A 21,466-nucleotide genomic window follows, 5' to 3' on the forward strand; every position below is an offset into this window, starting at 1 on the left:
GGTGCGGGAAGAACATGAGCGGCGCCAACTTCATCCTGTTGATCAATTTGTCGGTTGCCGGCCTGCTGGCGGCATCCTTCATGGCGGTCGCGGTTCACGATGTCGGCCGCGCGCCAGCGCGCTGGCTGGCGTTCGGCTACCTGTTGGGCATGGCCTATTTCGCCATCGAATTCAGCATCCCCGCCTTCGACAATGCGCGCCCAGTGGTCGTTGCCGCTTTCGCGGTGTTCATGGGCGCCACCATCGCCTTCAATGGCGGGCTGGCGCACAAATACGGCGTGGCGCCACCCTGGACGCCGATCCTGTTCTTCCTGGGCGCCACGACCACAGCTGTGTATTTCGTGCAGGATTTGCCGCGCCAGTCGCTGATCCGCACGATGGCCTACCAGCTTCCTTATGCGGTCATGCAGTTCGTCGGGCTGACCATCGTCTGGTCGTCGAGGCAAAGGCACGCCCGTCTCGACCGCATCCTGATGGCAGTGCTGGCGGCCAGCGGCCTTCAGTTCGCCTCGAAGCCCTTCATCGCGCATGCGCTTGGCGGCTGGGGCGCCAACCCGCAGGCCTATCTGCAAAGCAGCTATGCGCTGGTGTCGCAATCGCTCGGCACCGTCTTCGGCCTGGCGCTGGCGCTGTTGATACTGGCCATCCTGGTTCGCGACGTGCTCGCCGAGGTGACATCGAAGTCGGAGACGGACACGCTTTCGCGCCTGCTCAACCGCGGCGGCTTCACTCGTCAGGCAGAGTTGGCGGTGCTGGGCGCGGCGCGGCAAGGCGCGCCGGTCGCCCTGGTCATCGCCGACCTCGATCACTTCAAGAGCGTCAACGACAGTTTCGGCCATGCATCCGGCGATCGGGTGATCGAGACGTTCGCGGGCTTCCTGCGCGGGGCCGCCGCTGGCCACCATGTCGCCGGCCGCATCGGTGGCGAGGAATTCGCCATCATGCTGCCGGGGACCAATCTTGCCGCCGCCCGGCTGTTCGCCGAGGGCACGCGCAGCGCTTTCGGTGCGCTGCCCATCGACGGATTGCCGACGGACAACCGCTGCACCGCGAGCTTCGGCGTCGCCGAACTTCATCCGAGCGAAGACTTTGCCGATCTGATGCGGCGCGCCGACCAGGCGCTCTATCAGGCGAAGAATGCCGGGCGCGATTGCGTACGCGTCTCGGCCGGGCCGGCCGGCACCTGGTCGTCAGCCGCAATGGAAGCTAGCGGCAGGGGCTGAGCTCGGGCATCTCGCCGTCGGAGAGGCCGTACATATAGGAGCGGCCCTTCACGAACACCGGCGGCCGGTAGCAATCGCTGTAGCCTGATATCTCGTCGGCCTCGTTCTCGTAGATCACCTTGGGCTGGCCGGCGCTGGTGTAGTCGGACAGTTGCTTGGCCAGCCTGCCTTCGCCGACGAGGATGCGCTTGTAGCCGGCGGCGCTGTCGATGACGAGATTGCCGAAAGAATCGGCGTAGACGCGATCCTGATGACGTGCTCCGGCAAGCGCTGGCGCTGCCAGACCGGCGACCGAGGCCGCCACTATGAGCGCCGCAAGGCGCGATCTGCCCGAATTCGAACGCATGGCGTCCTCCGTGTCTTGAGGAAGGCCTCCTCGACTCAGAAATTAACGCTTTCTTAACCTTTGTTAAGAGGCAGACGCAGCCTCGCTGCGATGTCTCGGTGAACATGGTTAATATCCGTTAATATCCGACTGGATGGAAAACCCGGTGGCCATCATTCGGCCATGCTTGGCCGCACCATCGCGGCCGGCGTTCGTCTCTGCGTCGGGATGACCTTGATCTTGGCAAAGCATCGTGGCTGATGTGCCGCGCGGGAGGACAGCATATGGCGCTACGCCGGACGTTTCGGGTGTCCGTTTTCCCGTTGCTTGTTATCGTTGCTGCCTGTGTGCCGCAGGATGGCGCGCCGAAGGCGGCCAATACCGTCCCGCCTGCGCCAGCTCAGCAGTCCATCGCTGCCGGGGCGCCCCCGGGCGCTGCAACCAAGATCACCACCGACCTTACTGCGCCGCGCTCCGGCATAGGCACGGCCACCTACAGATGCGGCAATAACGGCATGATTGCCATCCAAAATCTCGGCACGTCGTTGCGTGTGGTCGGGTCCGACGGCGCGACCGAGGAGTTTGCGGCGTCGCCTGCCAACCAGAGCAGCCGCTACCAGGCGGCCACGCATGACGCAATCGTGATCGACGGACGCGAGGCGCTGGTGATGAAGAAGGGGTCGACGCCGCAGACCTGCAAACGCTAACGCTAATCTCAACATAGCTGGGCCCTAGGCCAGACATGCTGCACTGCAGGATATCGAACCGGCTTCGGGTCATGGGCGCCTAATCGATTGAAGCCGCAGCCTGCCTTTTAGTCAGACTAAATTACGTTTTCGAAACAGTTTTCCGGCTTTGACGCGGTGCAAAAAGAGCATTAGAAACCGGCTGTCCGAAGTCGCAACCGGAAGCGGCAATGCCGCATTTCCACATGAGACAGGAGACGCCGAACTGGGGGAGCCATGAGCAAATCACCAGCCACCCGCGCCAGACCTCTTTCGCCGCACCTTACGGTGTACCGGCCGCCGATCACCATGACGATGTCGATCATCCATCGCATCACCGGTGGGGCGCTGTATTTCGGCACGCTGCTGGTCGCGCTGTGGCTGATGGCGGCGGCAAGCTCGCAGGCGACCTTCGACTGGGTCAACTGGGCGTTCGGCACCTGGCTCGGCCGGCTTATCCTATTCGGCTACACCTGGGCGCTGATGCATCACATGCTGGGTGGCGTGCGCCATCTGGTCTGGGACACCGGCGCCGGCCTCGAGAAGCACACGGCCTCGAAAATCGCCTGGGCGACGCTGGCTGGCTCGATCCTGCTCACGCTGCTGATCTGGATCGCCGGCTACATGGCGCGGGGAGCCTGATCATGAGTGGCAACAACACGGATATGCGCACGCCGATGGCGAAGGTTCGCGGCCTCGGTTCCGCTCGCGAGGGCACCGAACATTTTTGGCGCCAGCGCCTGACCGCAATCGCCAACATCCCGCTGATGCTGTTCTTCGTTGGTTTCCTGATCGCACTCAACGGCGCCGACTATGAGCATGTGCGGGCAGCCCTTGCCAATCCTTTCGTGGCGCTGGTGATGGCCCTGGTGCTTATCTCCGGGCTCACCCATATGCGCCTCGGCATGCAGGTGATCATCGAGGATTACGTGCATGGCGAGGGCATGAAGCTGGCGCTGATCGCGCTCAGCACATTTTTCACCATAGCGGTCGGCGTCGCCTCGATCTTCGCCCTGCTCAAGCTGACATTCGGAGGCTGAGTTGGCCAAGGACGCAAAACAAGCCAACAGCGCTGGCTACACTTATGTCGACCACAAGTTCGACGTTGTCGTCGTCGGCGCCGGCGGTGCCGGCCTGCGCGCCACGCTCGGCATGGCCGAACAGGGCCTGCGCACCGCCTGCATCACCAAGGTCTTCCCGACCCGCTCGCACACGGTGGCGGCGCAAGGCGGCATTGCCGCTTCGCTTGCCAATATGGGCCCCGACAATTGGCAATGGCATCTCTTCGACACCGTCAAGGGGTCGGACTGGCTGGGCGACATCGACGCACAGGAATACATGGTCCAGCAGGCGCCCGCCGCTGTCTACGAGCTCGAACATTACGGCGTGCCGTTCTCGCGCACCGAAGAGGGCAAGATCTATCAGCGGCCGTTCGGCGGTATGATGATGAATTTCGGCGAAGGCCCGCCGGTGCAGCGCACCTGCGCCGCCGCCGACCGCACCGGCCATGCCATGTTGCACACGCTTTACGGCCAATCGCTGAAGCACAACGCGCAGTTCTTCATCGAGTATTTCGCGCTCGACCTGATCATGGAGCCGGACGGCACCTGCACCGGTGTCGTCGCCTGGAACCTCGATGACGGCACCATCCACCGCTTTTCGGCCAAGATGGTGGTGCTGGCGACGGGCGGCTATGGCCGCGCCTATTTCTCGGCCACTTCGGCGCATACCTGCACCGGCGACGGCGGCGGCATGGCCGCACGCGCCGGCCTGCCGTTGCAGGATATGGAGTTCGTGCAGTTCCATCCGACCGGCATCTACGGCGCCGGCTGCCTGATCACCGAGGGCGCGCGCGGCGAGGGCGGCTATCTCGTCAATTCCGAGGGCGAGCGCTTCATGGAGCGCTATGCGCCGTCGGCCAAGGATCTTGCCTCACGCGACGTCGTCTCGCGATGCATGACACTGGAAATCCGCGAAGGCCGCGGCGTCGGCCCGAAGAAGGACCATATTTTTCTCCATCTCGACCATCTTGATCCGGCCGTGCTGCATGAGCGGCTGCCTGGCATTTCGGAATCGGCAAAAATCTTCGCCGGCGTCGATCTGACCAAGGAGCCGATCCCCGTGCTGCCGACGGTGCACTACAATATGGGCGGCGTGCCGACCAACTATTGGGGCGAAGTGCTCAATCCTACCGCCAAAAACCCGGACCAGGTGTCGCCCGGACTGATGGCTGTCGGCGAGGCCGGCTGCGCCTCGGTGCATGGTGCCAACCGGTTGGGCTCGAACTCGCTGATCGATCTTGTGGTGTTCGGCCGCGCGGCGGCGATCCGGGCCGGCCAGGTGATCGACCGCAAGTCGGCAATCCCTTCGCCCAATGAAGCCTCGGTCGAAAAGATCATGGATCGCTTCGACCGGCTGCGCCACGCCAATGGCTCGACGCCGACGGCGGTGTTGCGCGAAAAGATGCAGAAGGCGATGCAGGACGACGCGGCGGTGTTCCGCACGCAGGAATCGCTGGACAATGGCTGCAAGCGCATTTCGCAGATCTGGGGCGAGCTCAACGACATAAAAGTGGTCGACCGCTCGATGATCTGGAACTCCGACCTTGTCGAAACGCTGGAGCTGGAAAACCTGATGGCCAACGCCATCACCACGGTCCATGGCGCCGCGGCGCGCAAGGAAAGCCGTGGCGCGCACGCACGCGAGGACTTTTCGGCGCGCGACGACAAGACCTGGCGCAAGCATACGCTGGCCCGGCTCAACGCGGCCGGCAAGGTGACGCTCAGCTATCGGCCGGTGCACACCGAACTGCAGCTCAAGGAAGCCGAGGGCGGTATCAACCCGGCCAAGATCGCGCCCAAGGCCAGGGTGTATTGACGATGGCGCCGGCGGCTTCGGGATATTCCGGCACGCCCCTTCCGGCCAAGCTCGGCCTGAAGGACGGCATGATGGCCGCCTTCATTGCGCTCCCCGATGACCTCAGCGATCTCACTGAGGCCGTTGACTTCGCTCAAGTCGACCGGCTGGCCGATTGGTCTGATATTTCGGGAACGATCCTGAAATACGATGCGGTCCATGCCTTCACCCGGCAACGCGCCGAGATCGAGGATCGCCTCGGCGATGTCGAGGCGGCGATCAAGCGCGACGGCATGGTCTGGGTCTCCTGGCCGAAGAAAGCTTCGAAGGTGGCCACCGACGTCACCGAGGGCGTCGTCCGCGCCGAGGCGCTGAAGCGCGACCTCGTCGACGTCAAGGTGGCCGCCGTCAATGAAATCTGGTCCGGGCTGAAGCTCGTCATCCGAAAGGACCTGAGGTAATGGTCGAACTGACACTCCCCAAGAACTCTCAGATCAAGGCGGGAAAAACCTGGCCGAAGCCGGAAGGCGCCACCAATCTGCGCGAATATCGCATCTACCGCTGGTCGCCGGACGATGACGAGAACCCGCGTATCGACACCTATTTCGTCGACATGGACGATTGCGGGCCGATGGTGCTCGACGCGCTGCTCTGGATCAAGAACAAGATCGACCCGACGCTGACCTTGCGCCGCTCCTGCCGCGAAGGCATTTGCGGCTCCTGCGCCATGAACATCGACGGCTCCAACACGCTGGCCTGCACCAAGGGCTGCGACGACATTTCCGGCGCCGTCAAGGTCTACCCGCTGCCGCATATGCAAGTGGTCAAGGATTTGGTGCCCGACCTCACCAATTTCTACGCCCAGCACGCCTCGATCCAGCCGTGGCTGAAGACGGTGTCGCCGGAGCCGGCCAAAGAGTGGCTGCAAAGCCATGAGGACCGCGAGAAACTTGACGGGCTCTACGAGTGCATCCTGTGCGCCTGCTGCTCGACGTCATGCCCAAGCTATTGGTGGAATGGCGACCGCTATCTCGGCCCGGCAACGCTTTTGCAGGCCTATCGCTGGCTGATCGATAGCCGTGACGAGGCCACGGGCGAGCGGCTCGACAATCTCGAAGACCCGTTCCGGCTCTATCGCTGCCACACCATCATGAACTGCGCGCAGACCTGCCCCAAGGGGCTCAACCCGGCCAAGGCGATCGCCGAGATCAAGAAGATGATGGTTGAGAGAAGGGTCTAGGCGGCAGGTTGGTTGCCGGCGCGAGCAAATCCAATGAGCGATGATCTTCCAATTCTTTCCCCCGTCGAGGCGCGCATCCTCGGCTGCCTGATCGAGAAGAAGGAGCTGACGCCGGATGTCTATCCGCTGACGCTCAATGCAGCACTGGCCGCCGCCAACCAGAAGACGGCGCGGGAACCGGTGATGGCGCTGGAACAGGCCGAGGTGCACCGGGGCCTGAAGCTGCTCGAACAAAAGGGACTGGTGCGGCAGATGTTCGGTTCGCGCGTCGAGCGCTACGAGCACCAGATGGCGCAGCGCTTCTCGCTGACCACGCCGCAGACCGCTTTGATCGGCCTGCTGTTGCTGCGCGGGCCGCAGACGGCACATGAACTGCTGGCGCGGAGCGAGCGTATGGCGCGGTTCTCATCGATCGAAGATCTGCGCGCCGAACTCGATATGCTGATCGGCCGCCGACCGCCACTCATCCAGGAAATCCCGCGCGGACCAGGCCAACGCGAGGACCGCTACGTGCATCTCCTCAGCGGCCCGGTGGACGTTGCAGCCCTTTCGGCGCAGCGGAGTGCATCGGCCCTGCCTGCTTCCGATCTGGAGGCGCGGTTGGAGGCGCTGGAGCAGGAAGTCGCCGCACTTCGCGCCCGGCTAGACGTGCTGGGCGCGTAGGCCCCCCGGCGCACACCTGAGCGTTCGCCGGGTCTTCACGCCAGATGCAGCGTTCTCAGCCGAGCCTGGCGTCGAGCGATACGTTTATGGCGCCGAGCGCTTTCGAGACCGGACATCCGGCCTTGGCCTTTTCGGCCAGTTCGCCAAATTTCGCGGCATCGATGCCCGGCACCTTGCCGACCACCGTGAGGGCGCTGCCGGTGATCCCCGTGCCGGGAACCAGCGTCACCACCGCCTTGGCGTCGAGTTCGGTGGCGGGCGTGCCGTTCTCGGCCAGGAAATGCGAGAACTGCATGGCAAAGCAGCCGGCGTGCGCCGCCGCGATCAGCTCTTCCGGGTTGGTGCCGGATTTGCCGCTTTCGTCCTCGAAGCGTGCCTTGAACGAATAGGGCGTGCCCTTCAGGGTTCCGCTCTGGGTGTCGAGCGTGCCCGTGCCCCCCTTCAGATCGCCTTTCCAGACGGCGTTTGCGGTGCGGTCCATGAATTCCTCCTTGGTTGTCGTGACTGGGGTTGCCGCGGCTGGTTGCTGGGGGGCCCCGGCGTCCGGTCAACTATAGCGCGCGCCGACGCGAAGGCCACTGGGCTCTTTGAACCATTGCGGGCAGAGCCAAATTCTTTTTGAAAAAAACGCGTGCAAAAATGTCGACTTCGGTCTGCCTCGCCCGTCCTGCGGGCGGCCAACGGATTTGTGGCCGGATGGAGGTTCACATGGACAATCTGTTTTTCGCACCGTGGAAAGGCGCAGGCCGCAAGGCCGGGCGACGAGAAGACTTCTGGCTGCATCCGCCGGCGTCCGGCTTTGGCCGGCTTCTGGCGGCGGTTGCCATCATCGGCATCGCGGCATGTCTTCTCGACCATGCGGCGGCGGTCAAGCGCAACGCTGACACCTTCGTCGCCGCATCCTATGGTTCGACGCTACAAGGGAGATGGAAATGAAATATGTCTGTCTGGTCTATGGTGAGGAAAAGGACCTCCATGCCATGACGCCGGAGCGTCTGGCCAAGCTCGATGCCGATTCGATGGCTCATGACCGTTCGTTGGATCAGCGTGGGATACTGATCATCGCCCAAGCGCTGCAATCGGTGAAAACGTCGAAGACCCTTCGCAGGCGCAAGGGCAAGAGCCTGATCACCGACGGCCCGTTCGCCGAAACCAAGGAGCAATTGCTCGGCTTCGTCATGATCGAGGCTGACAATCTTGACCAGGCGCTGGAGATCGCGGCCGAGATTCCGCTGGCTGAAATCGGCACTATCGAGGTGCGCGCGATCTACGATGTGCCGGGGTCATAGAGTTCCTTCGTCGCCCGTCGTCTGGAGCGGCGGCTTCGTGGGAAGCGCCTGATGGAGGGGCCGAGGTTCTTCGCCGGGCGTAACTCTTGCGTGTTGAAGCAACGCAAGAGTTCTCCTATCGTTGATGGGATTTTTGGGGGATGTCGGCATGCCGTTCGTGATTGCTGTCCTTGGCGTGTTGGGCGCGGCGGCGTTCTGGTGGTACCGGATGAAGGCCATGAACGAGGCCGCGCGCGACGTTGCCGATGTCATCGGCCGGGTCCAGGGTTCGGTGCGCCGCAAGAAGCTGCGCAAGCAGGCGGCTTTGTCGCCGCTGACGGCGATCGATGATCCGGTGGTGGCCGCCGCGACGCTCATTACCGCCATCGTCTCCGAGAATGGGCCGATCCTGCCGCAGCGCGAGGCTGTCATTCGCGCGGTGATTTCCGAGATTGCCGACAAGAAGAAAACGGACGAAGCGGTGGTCTATGCCAAATGGGCCGCGGCACAGATCGACGACACCACGATCGTTATCGACAAGCTGGCGCCGTTCCTGCGCGAACGCCTCGATGTCGCCGAGCGCAACGACCTGCTGCAGATGGTCAACCGCGCCGCCCAAGGCGGCGAGAAACGCCTCGAGATATCCGATCAGCGCATACTGCGGCTGCGGCAGAAGCTCGGCTTCGAAGTCAATTGAGCGACAGCGTTCAGATCGCCTCGCCCTTCAACAGTCTTGGCGTGCCGGCGGACAGGCCCGATGCCTGGCGGATAAAAAACTCCTTCAGGCGCGGCATGCGTTCGACCAGGCCGAGGCCAATGTCGCGGACGGTGCGCAGCGGGCCGATGTCGTTGGAAAACAGCCGGTTCAGCACGTCCGTCGTGATGCCCATCTGCACCGTGTCGAAGCGGCGCCACTGCTGGTAACGTTCGAGCACGTCGAGCGCGCCGATGTCTTGGCCGAGCCGGTCGGCCTCGACGATCACCTCGGCAAGTGCGGCGACATCCTTGAAGCCGAGATTGAGACCCTGGCCGGCGATCGGGTGGATGCCGTGCGCGGCGTCGCCGGCGAGCGCGATGCGCGGCGCGACGAAGGCACGCGCGATGGTGAGGCCGAGCGGCCAGGCGCGCGGCTTGTCGGCAACGCGGATTTCGCCGAGCCTCAGGCTAAAACGCTGTTCGAGCTCGTGCTCGAAGACGAGGTCGTCGCCGGCCACCAGCTTCTCGGCATCTTGCGTGCGCTCGACCCAGACGATCGACGAGCGGTTGGTGCCGTCTTCGTCCGGCTTGAGCGGCAGTGTGGCGAAAGGGCCGGCGGGAAGGAAATGTTCTTCGGCGCGGCCATTGTGCGGGCGTTCATGCGCCACGGTGCAGACGATGCCGGACTGGCCATATTCCCACTTCACCGTCTTGATGCCGGCCATGTCGCGCAGCTTGGAGTTGACGCCGTCGGCGGCGACCAGCAACCGGGTCTTCAGCGTCGCACCGTCGGCGAGATGCACGGTGATGCCGCTGCCGTTGGTCTCGAAACCCTGCACCGCGACACCTTCGATGATGTCGATGCCGAGTTTCTCCGCGCGAGCCCGCAAGGCGCCGTTCAACGCTTTGTTGGCGACCATATGCGCAAACGGCTCGCCCGGCGCCACTTCGCCGTCGAAGGTCAGGAACACCGGGCGCACCGGATCGGAGGTGCGCGAATCGGTGATGATCATCTCGGTGATCGCCTGGGCCTGCGGCGCGATCTCGGCCCATACGCCGAGCTGGGCGAGCATGCGGCAGGCGGCGGCGGCAATGGCCGAAGCGCGGCCATCCCTTTGCCAGACGCCAGCGGGCGCCGCATCGACGAGAGCGATGGCGAGACCGGGGCGCGCTTGCTTCAGCGATACGGCGCTGGCCAGGCCGACATAGCCGGCGCCGGCGACCAGAACATCGAGTCCAGACTTTGTTTTCGCGCTTGCCCTGATTTTCGCGTCCGCCTTGCGTTCCATCGTCTTCGCTCCTTGCACGCCGGCCGGGTCTTCAACCCTTGACTGCCTGTCCATCCTGTCGGAAACCGCCATAACACTTCTGCGGCGAGGGCGCGAAATATGACGGCAGCCATGGACGAGCTTCTCGGCATTCTCGACCTCGAGAAGCTGGAACACAATCTGTATCGTGGTCGCAGCCCCATGCTCGACTGGCAGCGCGTCTTCGGCGGCCAGACCATCGCGCAGGCGCTGGTCGCCGCGCAGCGGACCGTCGACCCCGATCGCCACGTGCATTCGCTGCACGGCTACTTCATGCGGCCCGGCGATACCAAGGTGCCGATCGTCTACGAGGTCGACCGGATCCGCGACGGCGGCTCCTTCACCACGCGGCGCGTGGTGGCGATCCAGCACGGCCAAGCGATCTTTTCGCTGGAAGCCTCGTTCCAGCAGGACGAGGTCGGTCTCGAGCATCAGGTGCCGATGCCGCAGGATGTTCCGGGGCCGGACACTTTGCTGTCGCAGCGCGAGTTGCTGGGCAAGTTCAGCGAGGCGGTGCCCGAAGGCATCAAACGTTACTGGGAGCGCGACCGGCCGATCGAGATGAAGCCGGTAATGCTGAAGCATTACACCAGCCGCGAAAAGCTGGAGCCGAAGCAGAATATCTGGATCCGCACCACCGGTCCGGTGCGGGCGGATCGCGCCATCCAGTCGGCGGTGCTCGCCTATCTCTCGGACATGACGCTGCTCGACACCTCGACCTTCGCCCATGGCCGCGCCATTTTCGACCGCGACATCCAGGCGGCGAGCCTCGACCATGCCATGTGGTTCCACCGCAGCCATGCACTCGACGACTGGATGCTCTACACGCAGGACAGCCCGTCGACGCAGGGGTCGCGCGGCTTTACACGCGGGTCGCTGTTTGCCCGCGACGGCACGCTGATCGCATCGGTTGCACAGGAAGGGCTGATCCGCCTCAAGCGGTCGCCTACAGAGTAGGCATTTTGCGAAAATTGCCTATCTTTTAAGCAGCTGCAGCGCCGCAGCTGTGAGCATGTTGCATCGGGGCACTCCACAAACTCTTTGTTTACAATGGGTTAACACTCTGCTTCGGCACTTGGCACGGAGCTTGAATCCCCGTGGGCACTCTCCGGCTCTTTGGGATCGGTGAAGGTGTGCAAACGCGGGGGACCGCAACAGCAAAGGGTGAAACCTTATGAAAATCGTGATGGCAATCATCAAGCCGTTCAAGCTCGACGAGGTACGCGAAGCGCTTACCGCCGTCGGCATCCAGGGCCTGACCGTCACCGAAGTCAAAGGCTACGGGCGTCAGAAAGGGCATACGGAAATCTATCGCGGGGCGGAATACGCGGTCAGCTTCCTGCCGAAGATCAAGATCGAAGTCGCGGTCAGTGCCGACATGGTCGACAAGGCCGTCGAGGCCATCACGGCCGCGGCCAAGACCGGCCAGATCGGGGACGGCAAGATCTTCGTTTTCGGCATTGACCAGGCCGTGCGCATTCGCACCGGCGAAACAGACACCGACGCGCTCTGAGCGGCGAAAACGTATTCCAATGGAGAGTTCAATGAACATACCTTCCACCTTGAAGTCAGTGGCGCGCTCCGCGCTGCTTGGCTCGTTCGCGCTCGGAGCATTGGGCACGGTTGCCGCATTCGCGCAGGAAGCGGCCCCCGCCGTCGCTGCGGCAGCGCCAGCAGCGCCGGCTTTCACCGTCGACAAGGGCGACACCACCTGGATGATGATTTCCACCGTGCTGGTGCTGTTGATGACCGTTCCCGGCCTTGCCCTTTTCTATGGCGGCCTGGTTCGCACCAAGAACATGCTGTCGGTGCTGATGCAGGTCTTCACCATCACCAGCGTAGTCATGATCATCTGGGTTTTCTACGGCTACAGCCTCGCCTTCACCCCCGGCAACGCTTTCGTCGGCGGCCTTTCCAAGATGTTTCTCGCTGGCGTCGATGTGACGACGCTGTCGGAAACCTTCACCAAGGGCGTCGCCATTCCTGAACTGGTGTTCGTTGTCTTCCAGATGACCTTCGCCTGCATCACGCCCGCTCTGATCGTCGGCGCCTTCGCCGAACGCGTCAAATTCTCCGCTTTGATCCTTTTCGTTATCCTGTGGGTCACCTTCATCTACTTCCCGATCGCCCACATGGTCTGGTTCTGGGGCGGCCCGAGCGCTTATTCCGACCCGACCGGCCTCATCTTCAGCTTCGGCGCCATCGACTTCGCCGGCGGCACGGTCGTTCACATCAATGCGGGCATTGCCGGCCTCGTCGGCGCGCTGATGATCGGCAAGCGCATTGGCTACAAGAAGGACGTCATGGCGCCGCACTCGATGACGCTGACCATGGTCGGCGCTTCATTGCTGTGGGTCGGCTGGTTCGGCTTCAACGCCGGTTCGAACCTCGAAGCGAACGCCTATGCGGTGCTGGCGATGATCAACACCTTCGTCGCCACGGCAGCGGCGGCAGTGACCTGGATCGTGCTTGAATCGCTGCTGCGCGGCAAAGCCTCCATGCTCGGCGCTGTTTCGGGCGCGGTGACCGGCCTCGTCGCCATTACGCCGGCTGCCGGTTTTGCCGGCCCGATGGGCGCCATCGTGCTTGGTATAGTCGCCACCTTCGTCTGCTACTTCTTCGTCTCGGTGGTGAAGAACACGTTCGACTATGACGATAGCCTCGATGTCTTCGGTGTCCACTGCATCGGCGGCATCATCGGCGCGCTCGGCACAGGCATCCTGGTCAATCCCGCCCTAGGCGGCGCCGGCATCGTCGATTATTCGACGGCCGACTTCGCGGCCAGCTATGCCGGCACGGCCACCCAGCTCCTGGCGCAGGCCAAGGGCGTCCTGGTGACCCTCCTGTGGTCTGGCATCGGCAGCGCCATCCTCTACAAGATCGTCGATATGATCGTCGGTTTGCGTCCGACGGCCGACGCGGAGCGCGAAGGCCTCGACCTCACCTCGCATGGCGAAGCGGCCTATCACTCGTAAGGTCTGTCCGGGGCGGCCTCGGCCGCCCGTATTCTCCCATCCCGTCGTGACGCTCTCGAAAGGAGTTCACGCATTGAGGCCCGGATCACCTCCGGGCCTCTTTTTTTGGCAAACTGTTCCGGCAAGGATGGGCTTGGCGCAATCACGTTCGTGTGATCAAGATTTTTGAGGAAACATCGACCGCATCGGTTCCGAACTGTGGGGACGATCGTCGCTCTGACGCTCGTGCCGAACAACAGGGAAGGAAACCACTCATGAACCTCAAGATTATCGGCCTCGGAGCGCTCGCTCTTGTCATGGTCAGCGGCGCGGCATTTGCGGGTGCTCTCGACGAGCCCGACAACATGGCGCCGTTCTTCACCGATACCGGCATGAAAACCATGAAGCCCAAGGCCGATTTCAAGGCCGCCTTCATGGCCATGCCGATGGAAAAGCAGGAAGCGATGAAGAAGGAATGCAACGATGCGGCGATGAGCAAGCCGCATGCGGAATTCTGCGCCAATGTGCAGGCGCTCGGCGGCGCCAACTGATTTTGCCGCGATCGGGCCGAGGCCCGATCTTTTGTTGTCAAACAAACAATGGCGAGTACGCAGGCCCGCCATTGTTTCGTTAGGGCGGCAGGCCTATCCGCCGGCGCCGTCGTCCATCATGGTGCCTGTCAGCGCCTCATAGGCGCTGCTGCACGTCGCGGAATGGGGGCAATTCCTGACAATCAGCACGGGCGCCATCGTCAGGACCGCGGCGATCAAGATCTGCAGGCCGAGACCAGTCACTCCAAATCTCTTGCCGAAAAGGCCTCTGCACAGAAAATACAGGGTTTGTGCCAGACAGGCTGTGACGAGGATATGCAGGAGCGGCCCGGTCGCTCTGGCAAAGGGCGTGACATAGCCATCCGGGAAGCCCACCATGCCGAGATCGACAAACCAGTGCAGGGCGAGCAGGAGACTGAGCCCTGCCCAGGCCAGAGCCGCCACGCGAAGGAAGACGGATTGCATGCTTCTATCCAAATTGGCCCTTGCGGCGACGTCACGGCGCGTTCTCGGGTCGCTCTCCTCGGTAGCAAGCGGCTCAACCGGCGGTAACGAGGTTTGATCATCTCAACCTCTTATAGTTAATGCGCCCTTAACCTTCCCGCCGATAGTCTGAGACCCGAATCTGCCGGAGTGCGCCATGCACCCCGGCGAGTCCATGACAGACGGGGAAGAGCATGCGTTCAGGGGCTTCAGCACCGCTCGCGCTGGCCGATACGGGGCACGGCATCCAGGCGTTCGCGCGGCGTCAGGTCGGGCGGCTGGTCGGCGCCGGGCTATTCGTGCTGGCGGCCTTCGGCGTCGCCAGCCTTGCCACCTGGAACGTCGCCGATCCGAGCTTTTCCCACGCGACGAACAACACCGTCACCAACGCCATGGGCTATGCGGGTGCCGTGTTCTCCGACCTCGCCATGCAGTTCTTCGGCCTCGCCGCCGTCGCGGCCCTGGTTCCGACGGTGATCTGGGGCTTCCTGCTGTTTTCCGCGCGCGGCGTCGACAGGCTGCCCAAGCGCGGGCTGTCCTGGTTTGGCTTCGCCCTTCTGGCCGCGGCAATGGTCGGCTGCGTGGTGCCGCCCAAGACCTGGCCGCTGCCCACCGGCCTCGGCGGCGTGTTCGGCGACATGGTGCTGAAGATCCCCAGCGTCGTCATCGGCGGCTATCCGACCGGGCTGATCGCCAGCATCATCGCCATCCTGCTGGCCGCGCCCGCGCTGTGGCTCTTCGCCCATGGCTCGGCGCTGATCGGGCGCAAGAACGGCTTTGCCGTCATCGAGGACGAGCCCGCCGCCGATCCGCGTGAGGACGACCTTCTGTTCGACAATGATGAGGACGAAGGCGACGAGGGCATTCTGGCGCTCGGGGCAATTACTCATTGGTGGCTCTCGTTCCGCGCGTGGATGCACCGCCGCGCCGTGCGCCGCAGGCAGGAGCGCGACGAGTACGAGCCGGAGATGGAACAGCGCTCCACCGCCTGGCGGCGCGCCGCGGAACGGGTCGAATCGGCTGAGTTCGCCGAGCAGCGGATGAGCCAGGATGGCCGCGCCCGCGTCGAACCCGAATTCTTCGCCGCCATGGTCAATGACCGCGGCGCCTCGCTCGATCCCGACGATGCCGATATCTTCGAAGCCGATGACGACATGGATTTCGAGCCGGAACAGGAGCCCGTCAGGCGCAACACCGCCAAGGTCCAACCGTTCCGCTCCGATGCCGCCACCCGCGTCGAGGCGCCGGCGCCGCGTCCTGCTCCCGGCGCCCGTGTCCAGCGCGAGGCGCAGACATCGCTGATCGGCTCGGAAAAATTCGAAATGCCGTCGCTGCACTTCCTCTCCGAGCCGAAGAACGTGGTGCGCGACGCCAGCCTGTCCAAGGATGCGCTGGAGCAGAATGCCCGCCTGCTCGAAGGCGTGCTGGAGGATTTCGGCGTCAAGGGCGAGATCATCGCCGTCCGTCCCGGCCCGGTCGTCACGCTCTATGAACTCGAGCCGGCGCCCGGCATCAAATCGTCGCGCGTCATCGGCCTGTCCGACGACATCGCCCGCTCGATGAGCGCCATCGCCTGCCGCGTCGCCGTGGTGCCAGGCCGCAACGCCATCGGTATCGAACTGCCGAACGCCAAGCGCGAGACCGTCTATCTCAGAGAGATTCTGGCCAGCCGCGACTTCGAGACGACGAAGGCCAAGCTGGCGCTGGCGCTGGGCAAAACCATCAATGGCGAGGCGGTCATCGTCGACATCGCCAAGATGCCGCACGTGCTGGTCGCCGGTACCACCGGCTCGGGCAAGTCGGTCGCCATCAACACCATGATCCTGTCCCTGCTCTACCGGCTGACGCCGCAGGATTGCCGGCTGATCATGATCGATCCGAAGATGCTGGAACTCTCGGTCTATGACGGCATCCCGCATCTGCTCACGCCCGTTGTCACCGATCCGAAGAAGGCGGTGGTGGCGCTGAAATGGACCGTGCGCGAGATGGAGGACCGATACCGCAAGATGTCCAAGGTCGGCGTGCGCAACATCGATGGTTTCAACGCCCGCGTCAGCCAGGCCGACAAGAAGGGCGAAAAGATCTCACGCACCGTGCAGACCGGCTTCGACCGCCAGACCGGCGAGGCGATCTACGAGACCGAGAACCTCGATCTCGAGCCGATGCCCTATATCGTGGTCATCATCGACGAGATGGCCGACCTGATGATGGTCGCCGGCAAGGACATCGAGGGTGCCGTGCAGCGCCTGGCGCAGATGGCGCGCGCCGCCGGAATCCATGTCATCATGGCCACGCAGCGCCCGTCGGTCGACGTCATCACCGGTACTATCAAGGCCAATTTCCCGACCCGTATCTCCTTCCAGGTGACGTCGAAGATCGACAGCCGCACCATTCTGGGCGAGCAGGGCGCCGAGCAGCTGCTCGGCATGGGCGACATGCTCTACATGGCCGGCGGCGGCCGTATCCAGCGCGTGCACGGCCCGTTCGTCGCCGATGAAGAGGTCGAGAAGATCGTCGCGCATCTGAAGCTGCAGGGCGTGCCGGAATATCTCGATGCCATCACCGAGGACGATGGCGAGGACGACGACGAGCCGTCCGGCAAGGGCGGTTCCGGCGGCGGTGGCGGCAACAGCAATTTCGAGGATTCCGACGATCCCTACGATCAGGCGGTTTCCGTGGTGCTGCGCGACGGCAAGGCGTCTACCAGCTATATCCAGCGCCGGCTGGGCATCGGCTACAACCGCGCCGCGTCGATCATCGAGAAGATGGAGAAGGAAGGTATCGTCGGCCCGGCCAACCATGCCGGCAAGCGCGAGATCCTGGTGCCGACCGAAGAGGACAAGTTCTGACGCGAAAGCCTGACCCTTGTGACATCCCGGTCCCGCAACCTTGACCTTTCAAGGCGTTGAAGCGACTGAGGGACGCCTGATCCGCCAAACTTCAGCCTAACTGGGGGTCCAAGCACCGCAACAACTCAGGAATCAGATGAGAGTGACCGACATGAAAAATGATCCTTCAGCGCTCAGCAAATTTGCTCCTTCCCGGCGTCAGTTGCTGGGCCTCGGCCTGGCGTTTGCAGGGGCGGCAGCCTTCAACGCGGTGCCCGGCTTCCAGGTGCTGGCTTCGGCGCAGGCGGCCGTGCCGGCCGCGGCACAGAAGATCGCCGACCATTTTTCCTCGGTCAAATCGATGAGCGGCGAATTCGTTCAGTTCGGCCCCAAGGGCGAGCAGACCGGCGGCAAGTTCTTCCTCGAACGGCCGGGCAAGATCCGCTTCAACTATGACGGCTCTTCAAACTTCCGGGTGATTTCAGACGGCAAGTCGGTGGTCATCCTGAACAAGAGGCTCAACACGTCCGATCTCTATCCGCTGTCGAAGACGCCTTTGAAGCTGCTGCTCGACAACAGGATCGACCTCTCCGGCGATCGTGTCAAAAGCGTCAAGCAGGAGGATGACCTCACCACCATACAGCTCGCCGACAAATCGGTGTTCGGCAATTCGAAGATCACGATGATGTTCGATCCGAAAACCTTCGATTTGCGACAGTGGACGATCACCGACGCGCAGGGCAAGGATACAACGGTGATGATCTTCAACACCAAGGAAGGCGTCAGCTTCGCGCCGGACACTTTTGCCATCGACTACACGGCGAACCGCGAACTCAACACCAACAAGTCGCGCTAATGCATGTCGCCCAAAAGTGACCTTTTGGGCGAACGACATGCATAAAAACAATGAGCTAAAGCGGGTCGCCTGAATCCGTTCGGACGCGACACGCTTTTAGGACCAATCGCTCCAATAGCTGTGGAAAGCACCGGGCGGCGCCTTGTTGGGCGTTGCCCGACTTGTCTTTGCGGCTAGTGGCTGGCAGTTTCCCAGACTGACTCCGTCAAAAGGCGTCTTCCCCGTCAGGGCCCATCGGTTCTGGCCGGCCGTACGCTGTCCTGGATTGCCGAATGCCATTTTCCATCGCCACCTGGAACATCAACTCCGTTCGGCTGCGCATGCCGATCGTCGAACGCCTGCTCGTCGAGCATGCGCCTGACGTGCTCTGCCTGCAGGAGACGAAAGTTCCAGACGAGCTGTTTCCCGAAAAAGCCTTTCGCAAGCTCGGCTACGAGCACATCGCCTTCCATGGCCAGAAGGGCTATCACGGCGTCGCGACGGTGGCGCGGCGGCCGATCGAAGTGGTCGAGAAGCGACGCTTTTGCGAGATCGAGGACAGCCGGCACCTCTCGGTGACGGTGCGGGCCGGCGGCAAGACGATCCTGCTGCACAATTTCTACGTTCCGGCGGGCGGCGACGAACCGGATCCCGTCATCAACAGGAAGTTCAAGCACAAGCTCGATTTCGTCGCCGAGATGAATGCCATCCGGGCCGAGCATGACGAGGTGTCCGGCTCGGTGCTGGTCGGCGACCTCAACATCGCCCCGCTCGAACACGACGTCTGGTCGCACAAGCAATTGCTCAACGTGGTCAGCCACACACCGGTCGAGACGGAAAATTTCGAGGCCATGCGCCTCGCCGGCAATTGGGTCGACCTCATGCGGCTCAACGTGCCGCATGAGCAGAAGCTCTACACCTGGTGGAGTTACCGCGCGCAGGATTGGGAAGCGTCGAACCGTGGCCGGCGGCTCGACCATGTCTGGTCGTCGCCAAATCTGGTGCCCAGCTTTTCCGGTTACGAGATCCTGCGCCTGGCGCGCGGCTGGGAGCGCCCGTCGGACCACGTGCCTGTCATCGCTCGGTTCAATCTGGATTAGGTATGTCGATATTCAGGTGAGGCCGGCCTGCAAATGATGGTTTCCTGCGCTTCCGGTGCTCACGGACTCGAATGTCCGCTCCGCTCCGGTTCTCGGAACCCGTCATTTTCGACTCGGCCTGACCTGGAATCTCAACACACCTTACAGCGCGCCTCCGCCAGACGGATTCAAACGGCGCGCTTCAAGTCCTTGTCTTTGCGCGTGTCGTTGTCTCGAAATTGCTGCGGTGACAGGCCTGCCGCGTGACCCAGCAGATAGGGATGGTCGCGGTGGCGCGTCGCCAGCATCCGCTGGGCCGCTTCGATGATTTTCGGCGCCGGGACATTGGCGACCAGGCCGGTTGGACTTACGTGGCGGGACTCGATCACGTCCACGCAGTTGGAAAGCGGCCTCCAACGGGCCATGTTGGCGCCGCCACTGACAATAACCATCGGCGTCATCACGGTCGCCATGAGATGTGCGGCACCGCCTTCGGCGCCAATGTAAAGATCGGCAAACTCTCCGAGCGCCAGCAGAACATCGCTGACATCGACACCCCCGACCGTGCTGGAATCGACAAGCTGCAGCCTTGGCACGCGTTGAGCCAGTTCAGCCATGTCCGGGCCGTCACCCGGGGTTTTCACATAGAGAAGATTTGCCCCGTCGGCGATCATGCTGTCGGAGATCGCGACAACCTGATCCGCCGTCATGCGTTTGCCGCCATCGCCATGCGCCGCGATAACGATCAAGGGCGCATGCTTGCCCTCCGCCAGGCCGCTGGCCGCTGCCCGCGCGGCCGGGGTGGGCTCCAGCCGATGGTCGAAAGGCAACCGTTTCCCCGCAAGTCGCTCGATGAGGCGGTGGTAGCGCCATGCGTTGCGCTCGGGTCGTGCTTCGGACCTTTGGCCAGGGCGCCAGGAAAGAGCGAAAGCCGGAAAGTTTGCTTCATAGGCGATGCCGCGGCCGAGCAGCGAGCCCCAGGTCTGAAGCAGCCAACGCGCCGAGATGCGGAAATCGACAACTGCCAATTGCCCCTTGCCTTTGTGGTGGCTGGCCACCAGACGCGCCAGAGGCGTTCGTACATTGATCGCATCGACGAGGTGGCCGGCATGGCGATCGAGGACATGTTCAAGGGACGACGAGCCGGTGGTTCCGTAGACGATAAAACTATCGGGGAACGCGGTTCTGGCGGCGCGCAAAGCCGGAATCCGGATCAATCCGTCGCCGAACGCGTCGTTGCGGGCATACAGGATGATCGTCTCGAACCGAGCTGGCAGCATGCCTCGCTCCCCCAGGAGCCTGATGGTGGCGGTGCCTGTTAAGCCGCCCGCCTTCGAGGGGTTCTGTAGGATTTCACCTGTTGCCTGTCAACGAACCCCGGTCCTCAGGTCCGGGCAGCGGGCTGGCTTCTCTCCCACTCCGGCCGCAGTTGCGCCATGACCAGCTCGTCGCGGTGCACGCCCTTGAAAAACGCGCTGCCGCGCGCAATGCCCTCAGCCTTGAAGCCGACAGCTTCGTAGGCGCGACGGGCGCGATGATTGTCCGGGAAAAGGCCGATGCAGAGCCGATAGGCGTCGGTCTCGATGAAAACGCGATCGACCGCCGCCGCCAGAAGCATTCTGCCGTGGCCCTGCCCTGGTGCGACGACGGCGATGCGCTTGACCAGCGTCACGCGTTCGACCGAGGCCCATTGGCGAAGGATCACGAAGCCGATTGGCATGGAACCGTCGACACCGACGAAATAGGCATGGCTGACGTCGAGAAGGGCCTCGCGATGACGCGCCTCGTCCCAGCGCCCGACCAAGGCGTCATAACCCTCGCGCCGTTCGGTCGCCATGATGAAGGGCAGGTCATTTTCGGTAGCGCGTAGAAGCTGGAAGTTCATCTCAGCCGGAGAAGCGCGGCGCCAGCTTTTCGATGCGGCGGATCATCGCCTGGAAATCCTCCAGGATGCGCTGGTGCAACTGCACCGCGACCTCGGGGTATTCCTCCAGAATGCGGCGGAACATCTTGCGACTGAGCCGTATGACTTCCGAGTCGATCTCGGCCGACGCGCTGGTCAGCCGGTTGGTGTCGGCGATCAATGCCAGTTCGCTTAGGATCGTGCCGGGGCCCGCCGTGCCGATCGGGATGCGTTCGCCATCCTGCTCCCGATAGAGCACGATACGCCCGCTGACCACGATGTAGGCCGAATCGGCCTCGTCCTCCTCGCGGTAAAGCTTGTGGTTGGCAAGCAGCGTGGTGTTCTCGGCACCAAAGGCGAGCAGGCGCAATTGTTCCTGCGTGAAGCCCTCGAAGAGCCTCACGGCGGACAGGATGCGGATGTCGTCATCCAGCGCCATCTAGCTGTGTCCCCGAACGGTCAGTCCAATCCCTCCTCTACGGGTCGATCCCAGAAACCCCCTCCAACCGGATCGTACCCGAAAGCGGCCC

25 protein-coding genes are annotated in these 21,466 nt (G+C 63.1%); 18 read left to right on the forward strand and 7 right to left on the reverse strand.

Going from position 1 to position 21,466, the window contains the following annotated elements; genetic code table 11:
* Positions 1-14: 14 nt before the first annotated feature.
* Positions 15-1,223: a GGDEF domain-containing protein gene (locus tag NKI73_RS14745; RefSeq protein ID WP_352630807.1), complete on the forward strand. Its 1,209-nt coding sequence runs from the start codon at positions 15-17 to the stop codon at positions 1,221-1,223.
* On the opposite strand, the gene NKI73_RS14750 is transcribed toward NKI73_RS14745, so the two are convergent.
* Positions 1,207-1,569, reverse strand: coding sequence for a hypothetical protein (locus NKI73_RS14750; protein ID WP_352630808.1), 363 nt, complete (start codon positions 1,567-1,569; stop codon positions 1,207-1,209). The two genes, NKI73_RS14745 and NKI73_RS14750, sit on opposite strands and share 17 nt — an antisense overlap.
* Before the next feature lie 263 nt (positions 1,570-1,832).
* Here NKI73_RS14750 and NKI73_RS14755 point away from each other — a divergent pair, with 263 nt between their 5' ends.
* The 7 genes from NKI73_RS14755 to NKI73_RS14785 all read left to right on the forward strand — a co-directional run bounded on the left by NKI73_RS14755 (position 1,833) and on the right by NKI73_RS14785 (position 7,032).
* Positions 1,833-2,255 (forward strand): hypothetical protein, encoded by a 423-nt coding sequence (locus NKI73_RS14755; protein ID WP_352630810.1) that lies wholly within the window; start codon positions 1,833-1,835, stop codon positions 2,253-2,255.
* Positions 2,256-2,510: 255 nt separating this feature from the next.
* Entirely contained in the window at positions 2,511-2,915 is a 405-nt protein-coding gene (gene sdhC, locus NKI73_RS14760; RefSeq protein ID WP_352630811.1) for a succinate dehydrogenase, cytochrome b556 subunit, read from the forward strand.
* A 2-nt stretch (positions 2,916-2,917) separates the two neighbouring features.
* Positions 2,918-3,313 (forward strand): succinate dehydrogenase, hydrophobic membrane anchor protein, encoded by a 396-nt coding sequence (sdhD, locus tag NKI73_RS14765; protein ID WP_352630813.1) that lies wholly within the window; start codon positions 2,918-2,920, stop codon positions 3,311-3,313.
* 1 nt (position 3,314) lies between these two features.
* The gene (gene sdhA / locus NKI73_RS14770) at positions 3,315-5,150 is read left to right on the forward strand and encodes a succinate dehydrogenase flavoprotein subunit (protein WP_352630815.1); all 1,836 of its coding nucleotides are present in this window, start codon (positions 3,315-3,317) and stop codon (positions 5,148-5,150) included.
* Positions 5,151-5,152: 2 nt separating this feature from the next.
* Positions 5,153-5,590 carry a DUF3052 family protein gene (locus NKI73_RS14775; RefSeq protein ID WP_352630817.1) on the forward strand — a complete coding sequence of 146 codons (438 nt, stop codon included), beginning with the start codon at positions 5,153-5,155 and terminating at the stop codon, positions 5,588-5,590.
* A complete protein-coding gene (locus NKI73_RS14780) occupies positions 5,590-6,369 on the forward strand; it encodes a succinate dehydrogenase iron-sulfur subunit (RefSeq protein ID WP_352630818.1) in 780 nt (259 codons plus the stop codon). The genes NKI73_RS14775 and NKI73_RS14780 overlap by 1 nt, the downstream gene beginning before the upstream one ends.
* 33 nt (positions 6,370-6,402) lie before the next feature.
* Positions 6,403-7,032: a YceH family protein gene (locus NKI73_RS14785; protein ID WP_352630820.1), complete on the forward strand. Its 630-nt coding sequence runs from the start codon at positions 6,403-6,405 to the stop codon at positions 7,030-7,032.
* Between the two features lie 55 nt (positions 7,033-7,087).
* Here NKI73_RS14785 and NKI73_RS14790 read toward each other — a convergent pair whose 3' ends face one another.
* Positions 7,088-7,513, reverse strand: coding sequence for an OsmC family protein (locus NKI73_RS14790; RefSeq protein ID WP_023760950.1), 426 nt, complete (start codon positions 7,511-7,513; stop codon positions 7,088-7,090).
* A gap of 227 nt (positions 7,514-7,740) precedes the next feature.
* Between NKI73_RS14790 and NKI73_RS14795 the strand changes: the two genes are divergently transcribed.
* From NKI73_RS14795 to NKI73_RS14805, 3 genes are all read left to right on the forward strand, one after another.
* A complete protein-coding gene (locus tag NKI73_RS14795) occupies positions 7,741-7,968 on the forward strand; it encodes a hypothetical protein (RefSeq protein WP_352630822.1) in 228 nt (75 codons plus the stop codon).
* Positions 7,965-8,321 carry a YciI family protein gene (locus tag NKI73_RS14800; protein ID WP_023760948.1) on the forward strand — a complete coding sequence of 119 codons (357 nt, stop codon included), beginning with the start codon at positions 7,965-7,967 and terminating at the stop codon, positions 8,319-8,321. Before NKI73_RS14795 ends, NKI73_RS14800 begins: the two co-directional genes overlap by 4 nt.
* A 148-nt stretch (positions 8,322-8,469) precedes the next feature.
* Positions 8,470-8,997, forward strand: a complete 528-nt coding sequence (locus NKI73_RS14805; RefSeq protein ID WP_352630824.1) for a hypothetical protein — start codon at positions 8,470-8,472, stop codon at positions 8,995-8,997.
* Between the two features lie 10 nt (positions 8,998-9,007).
* Here NKI73_RS14805 and NKI73_RS14810 read toward each other — a convergent pair whose 3' ends face one another.
* A complete protein-coding gene (locus NKI73_RS14810; protein ID WP_352630826.1) occupies positions 9,008-10,285 on the reverse strand; it encodes a ubiquinone biosynthesis hydroxylase in 1,278 nt (425 codons plus the stop codon).
* 99 nt (positions 10,286-10,384) lie between these two features.
* Here NKI73_RS14810 and tesB point away from each other — a divergent pair, with 99 nt between their 5' ends.
* The 4 genes from tesB to NKI73_RS14830 all read left to right on the forward strand — a co-directional run bounded on the left by tesB (position 10,385) and on the right by NKI73_RS14830 (position 13,808).
* A complete protein-coding gene (gene tesB, locus NKI73_RS14815) occupies positions 10,385-11,260 on the forward strand; it encodes an acyl-CoA thioesterase II (protein ID WP_352630828.1) in 876 nt (291 codons plus the stop codon).
* A 217-nt stretch (positions 11,261-11,477) separates the two neighbouring features.
* Positions 11,478-11,816, forward strand: a complete 339-nt coding sequence (locus NKI73_RS14820) for a P-II family nitrogen regulator (protein WP_013528889.1) — start codon at positions 11,478-11,480, stop codon at positions 11,814-11,816.
* 31 nt (positions 11,817-11,847) lie between these two features.
* Complete coding sequence (locus NKI73_RS14825; RefSeq protein WP_352630830.1) at positions 11,848-13,278, forward strand: ammonium transporter; 1,431 nt, start codon at positions 11,848-11,850, stop codon at positions 13,276-13,278.
* Between the two features lie 254 nt (positions 13,279-13,532).
* Entirely contained in the window at positions 13,533-13,808 is a 276-nt protein-coding gene (locus NKI73_RS14830; RefSeq protein WP_352630832.1) for a hypothetical protein, read from the forward strand.
* Positions 13,809-13,901: 93 nt separating this feature from the next.
* Here the strand turns inward: NKI73_RS14830 and NKI73_RS14835 are convergent, their stop codons facing one another.
* Positions 13,902-14,273 carry a hypothetical protein gene (locus tag NKI73_RS14835; protein ID WP_352630835.1) on the reverse strand — a complete coding sequence of 124 codons (372 nt, stop codon included), beginning with the start codon at positions 14,271-14,273 and terminating at the stop codon, positions 13,902-13,904.
* Between the two features lie 212 nt (positions 14,274-14,485).
* Here NKI73_RS14835 and NKI73_RS14840 point away from each other — a divergent pair, with 212 nt between their 5' ends.
* From NKI73_RS14840 to NKI73_RS14850, 3 genes are all read left to right on the forward strand, one after another.
* Positions 14,486-17,140: a DNA translocase FtsK gene (locus tag NKI73_RS14840; protein WP_352630837.1), complete on the forward strand. Its 2,655-nt coding sequence runs from the start codon at positions 14,486-14,488 to the stop codon at positions 17,138-17,140.
* A gap of 151 nt (positions 17,141-17,291) precedes the next feature.
* A complete protein-coding gene (locus NKI73_RS14845) occupies positions 17,292-17,975 on the forward strand; it encodes an outer-membrane lipoprotein carrier protein LolA (protein ID WP_352630981.1) in 684 nt (227 codons plus the stop codon).
* 272 nt (positions 17,976-18,247) lie between these two features.
* Positions 18,248-19,054 carry an exodeoxyribonuclease III gene (locus NKI73_RS14850; RefSeq protein WP_352630839.1) on the forward strand — a complete coding sequence of 269 codons (807 nt, stop codon included), beginning with the start codon at positions 18,248-18,250 and terminating at the stop codon, positions 19,052-19,054.
* A 167-nt stretch (positions 19,055-19,221) separates the two neighbouring features.
* Here the strand turns inward: NKI73_RS14850 and NKI73_RS14855 are convergent, their stop codons facing one another.
* The 3 genes from NKI73_RS14855 to NKI73_RS14865 all read right to left on the reverse strand — a co-directional run bounded on the left by NKI73_RS14855 (position 19,222) and on the right by NKI73_RS14865 (position 21,375).
* A complete protein-coding gene (locus tag NKI73_RS14855; protein ID WP_352630841.1) occupies positions 19,222-20,232 on the reverse strand; it encodes a glycosyltransferase family 9 protein in 1,011 nt (336 codons plus the stop codon).
* A 185-nt stretch (positions 20,233-20,417) separates the two neighbouring features.
* Positions 20,418-20,918, reverse strand: coding sequence for a GNAT family N-acetyltransferase (locus tag NKI73_RS14860; protein WP_352630844.1), 501 nt, complete (start codon positions 20,916-20,918; stop codon positions 20,418-20,420).
* Between the two features lies 1 nt (position 20,919).
* Complete coding sequence (locus NKI73_RS14865) at positions 20,920-21,375, reverse strand: Crp/Fnr family transcriptional regulator (RefSeq protein WP_352630846.1); 456 nt, start codon at positions 21,373-21,375, stop codon at positions 20,920-20,922.
* Positions 21,376-21,466 lie beyond the last annotated feature (91 nt).

Origin of the sequence: Mesorhizobium sp. M0496 (assembly GCF_040321205.1) — a bacterium.
GTDB lineage: Bacteria > Pseudomonadota > Alphaproteobacteria > Rhizobiales > Rhizobiaceae > Mesorhizobium.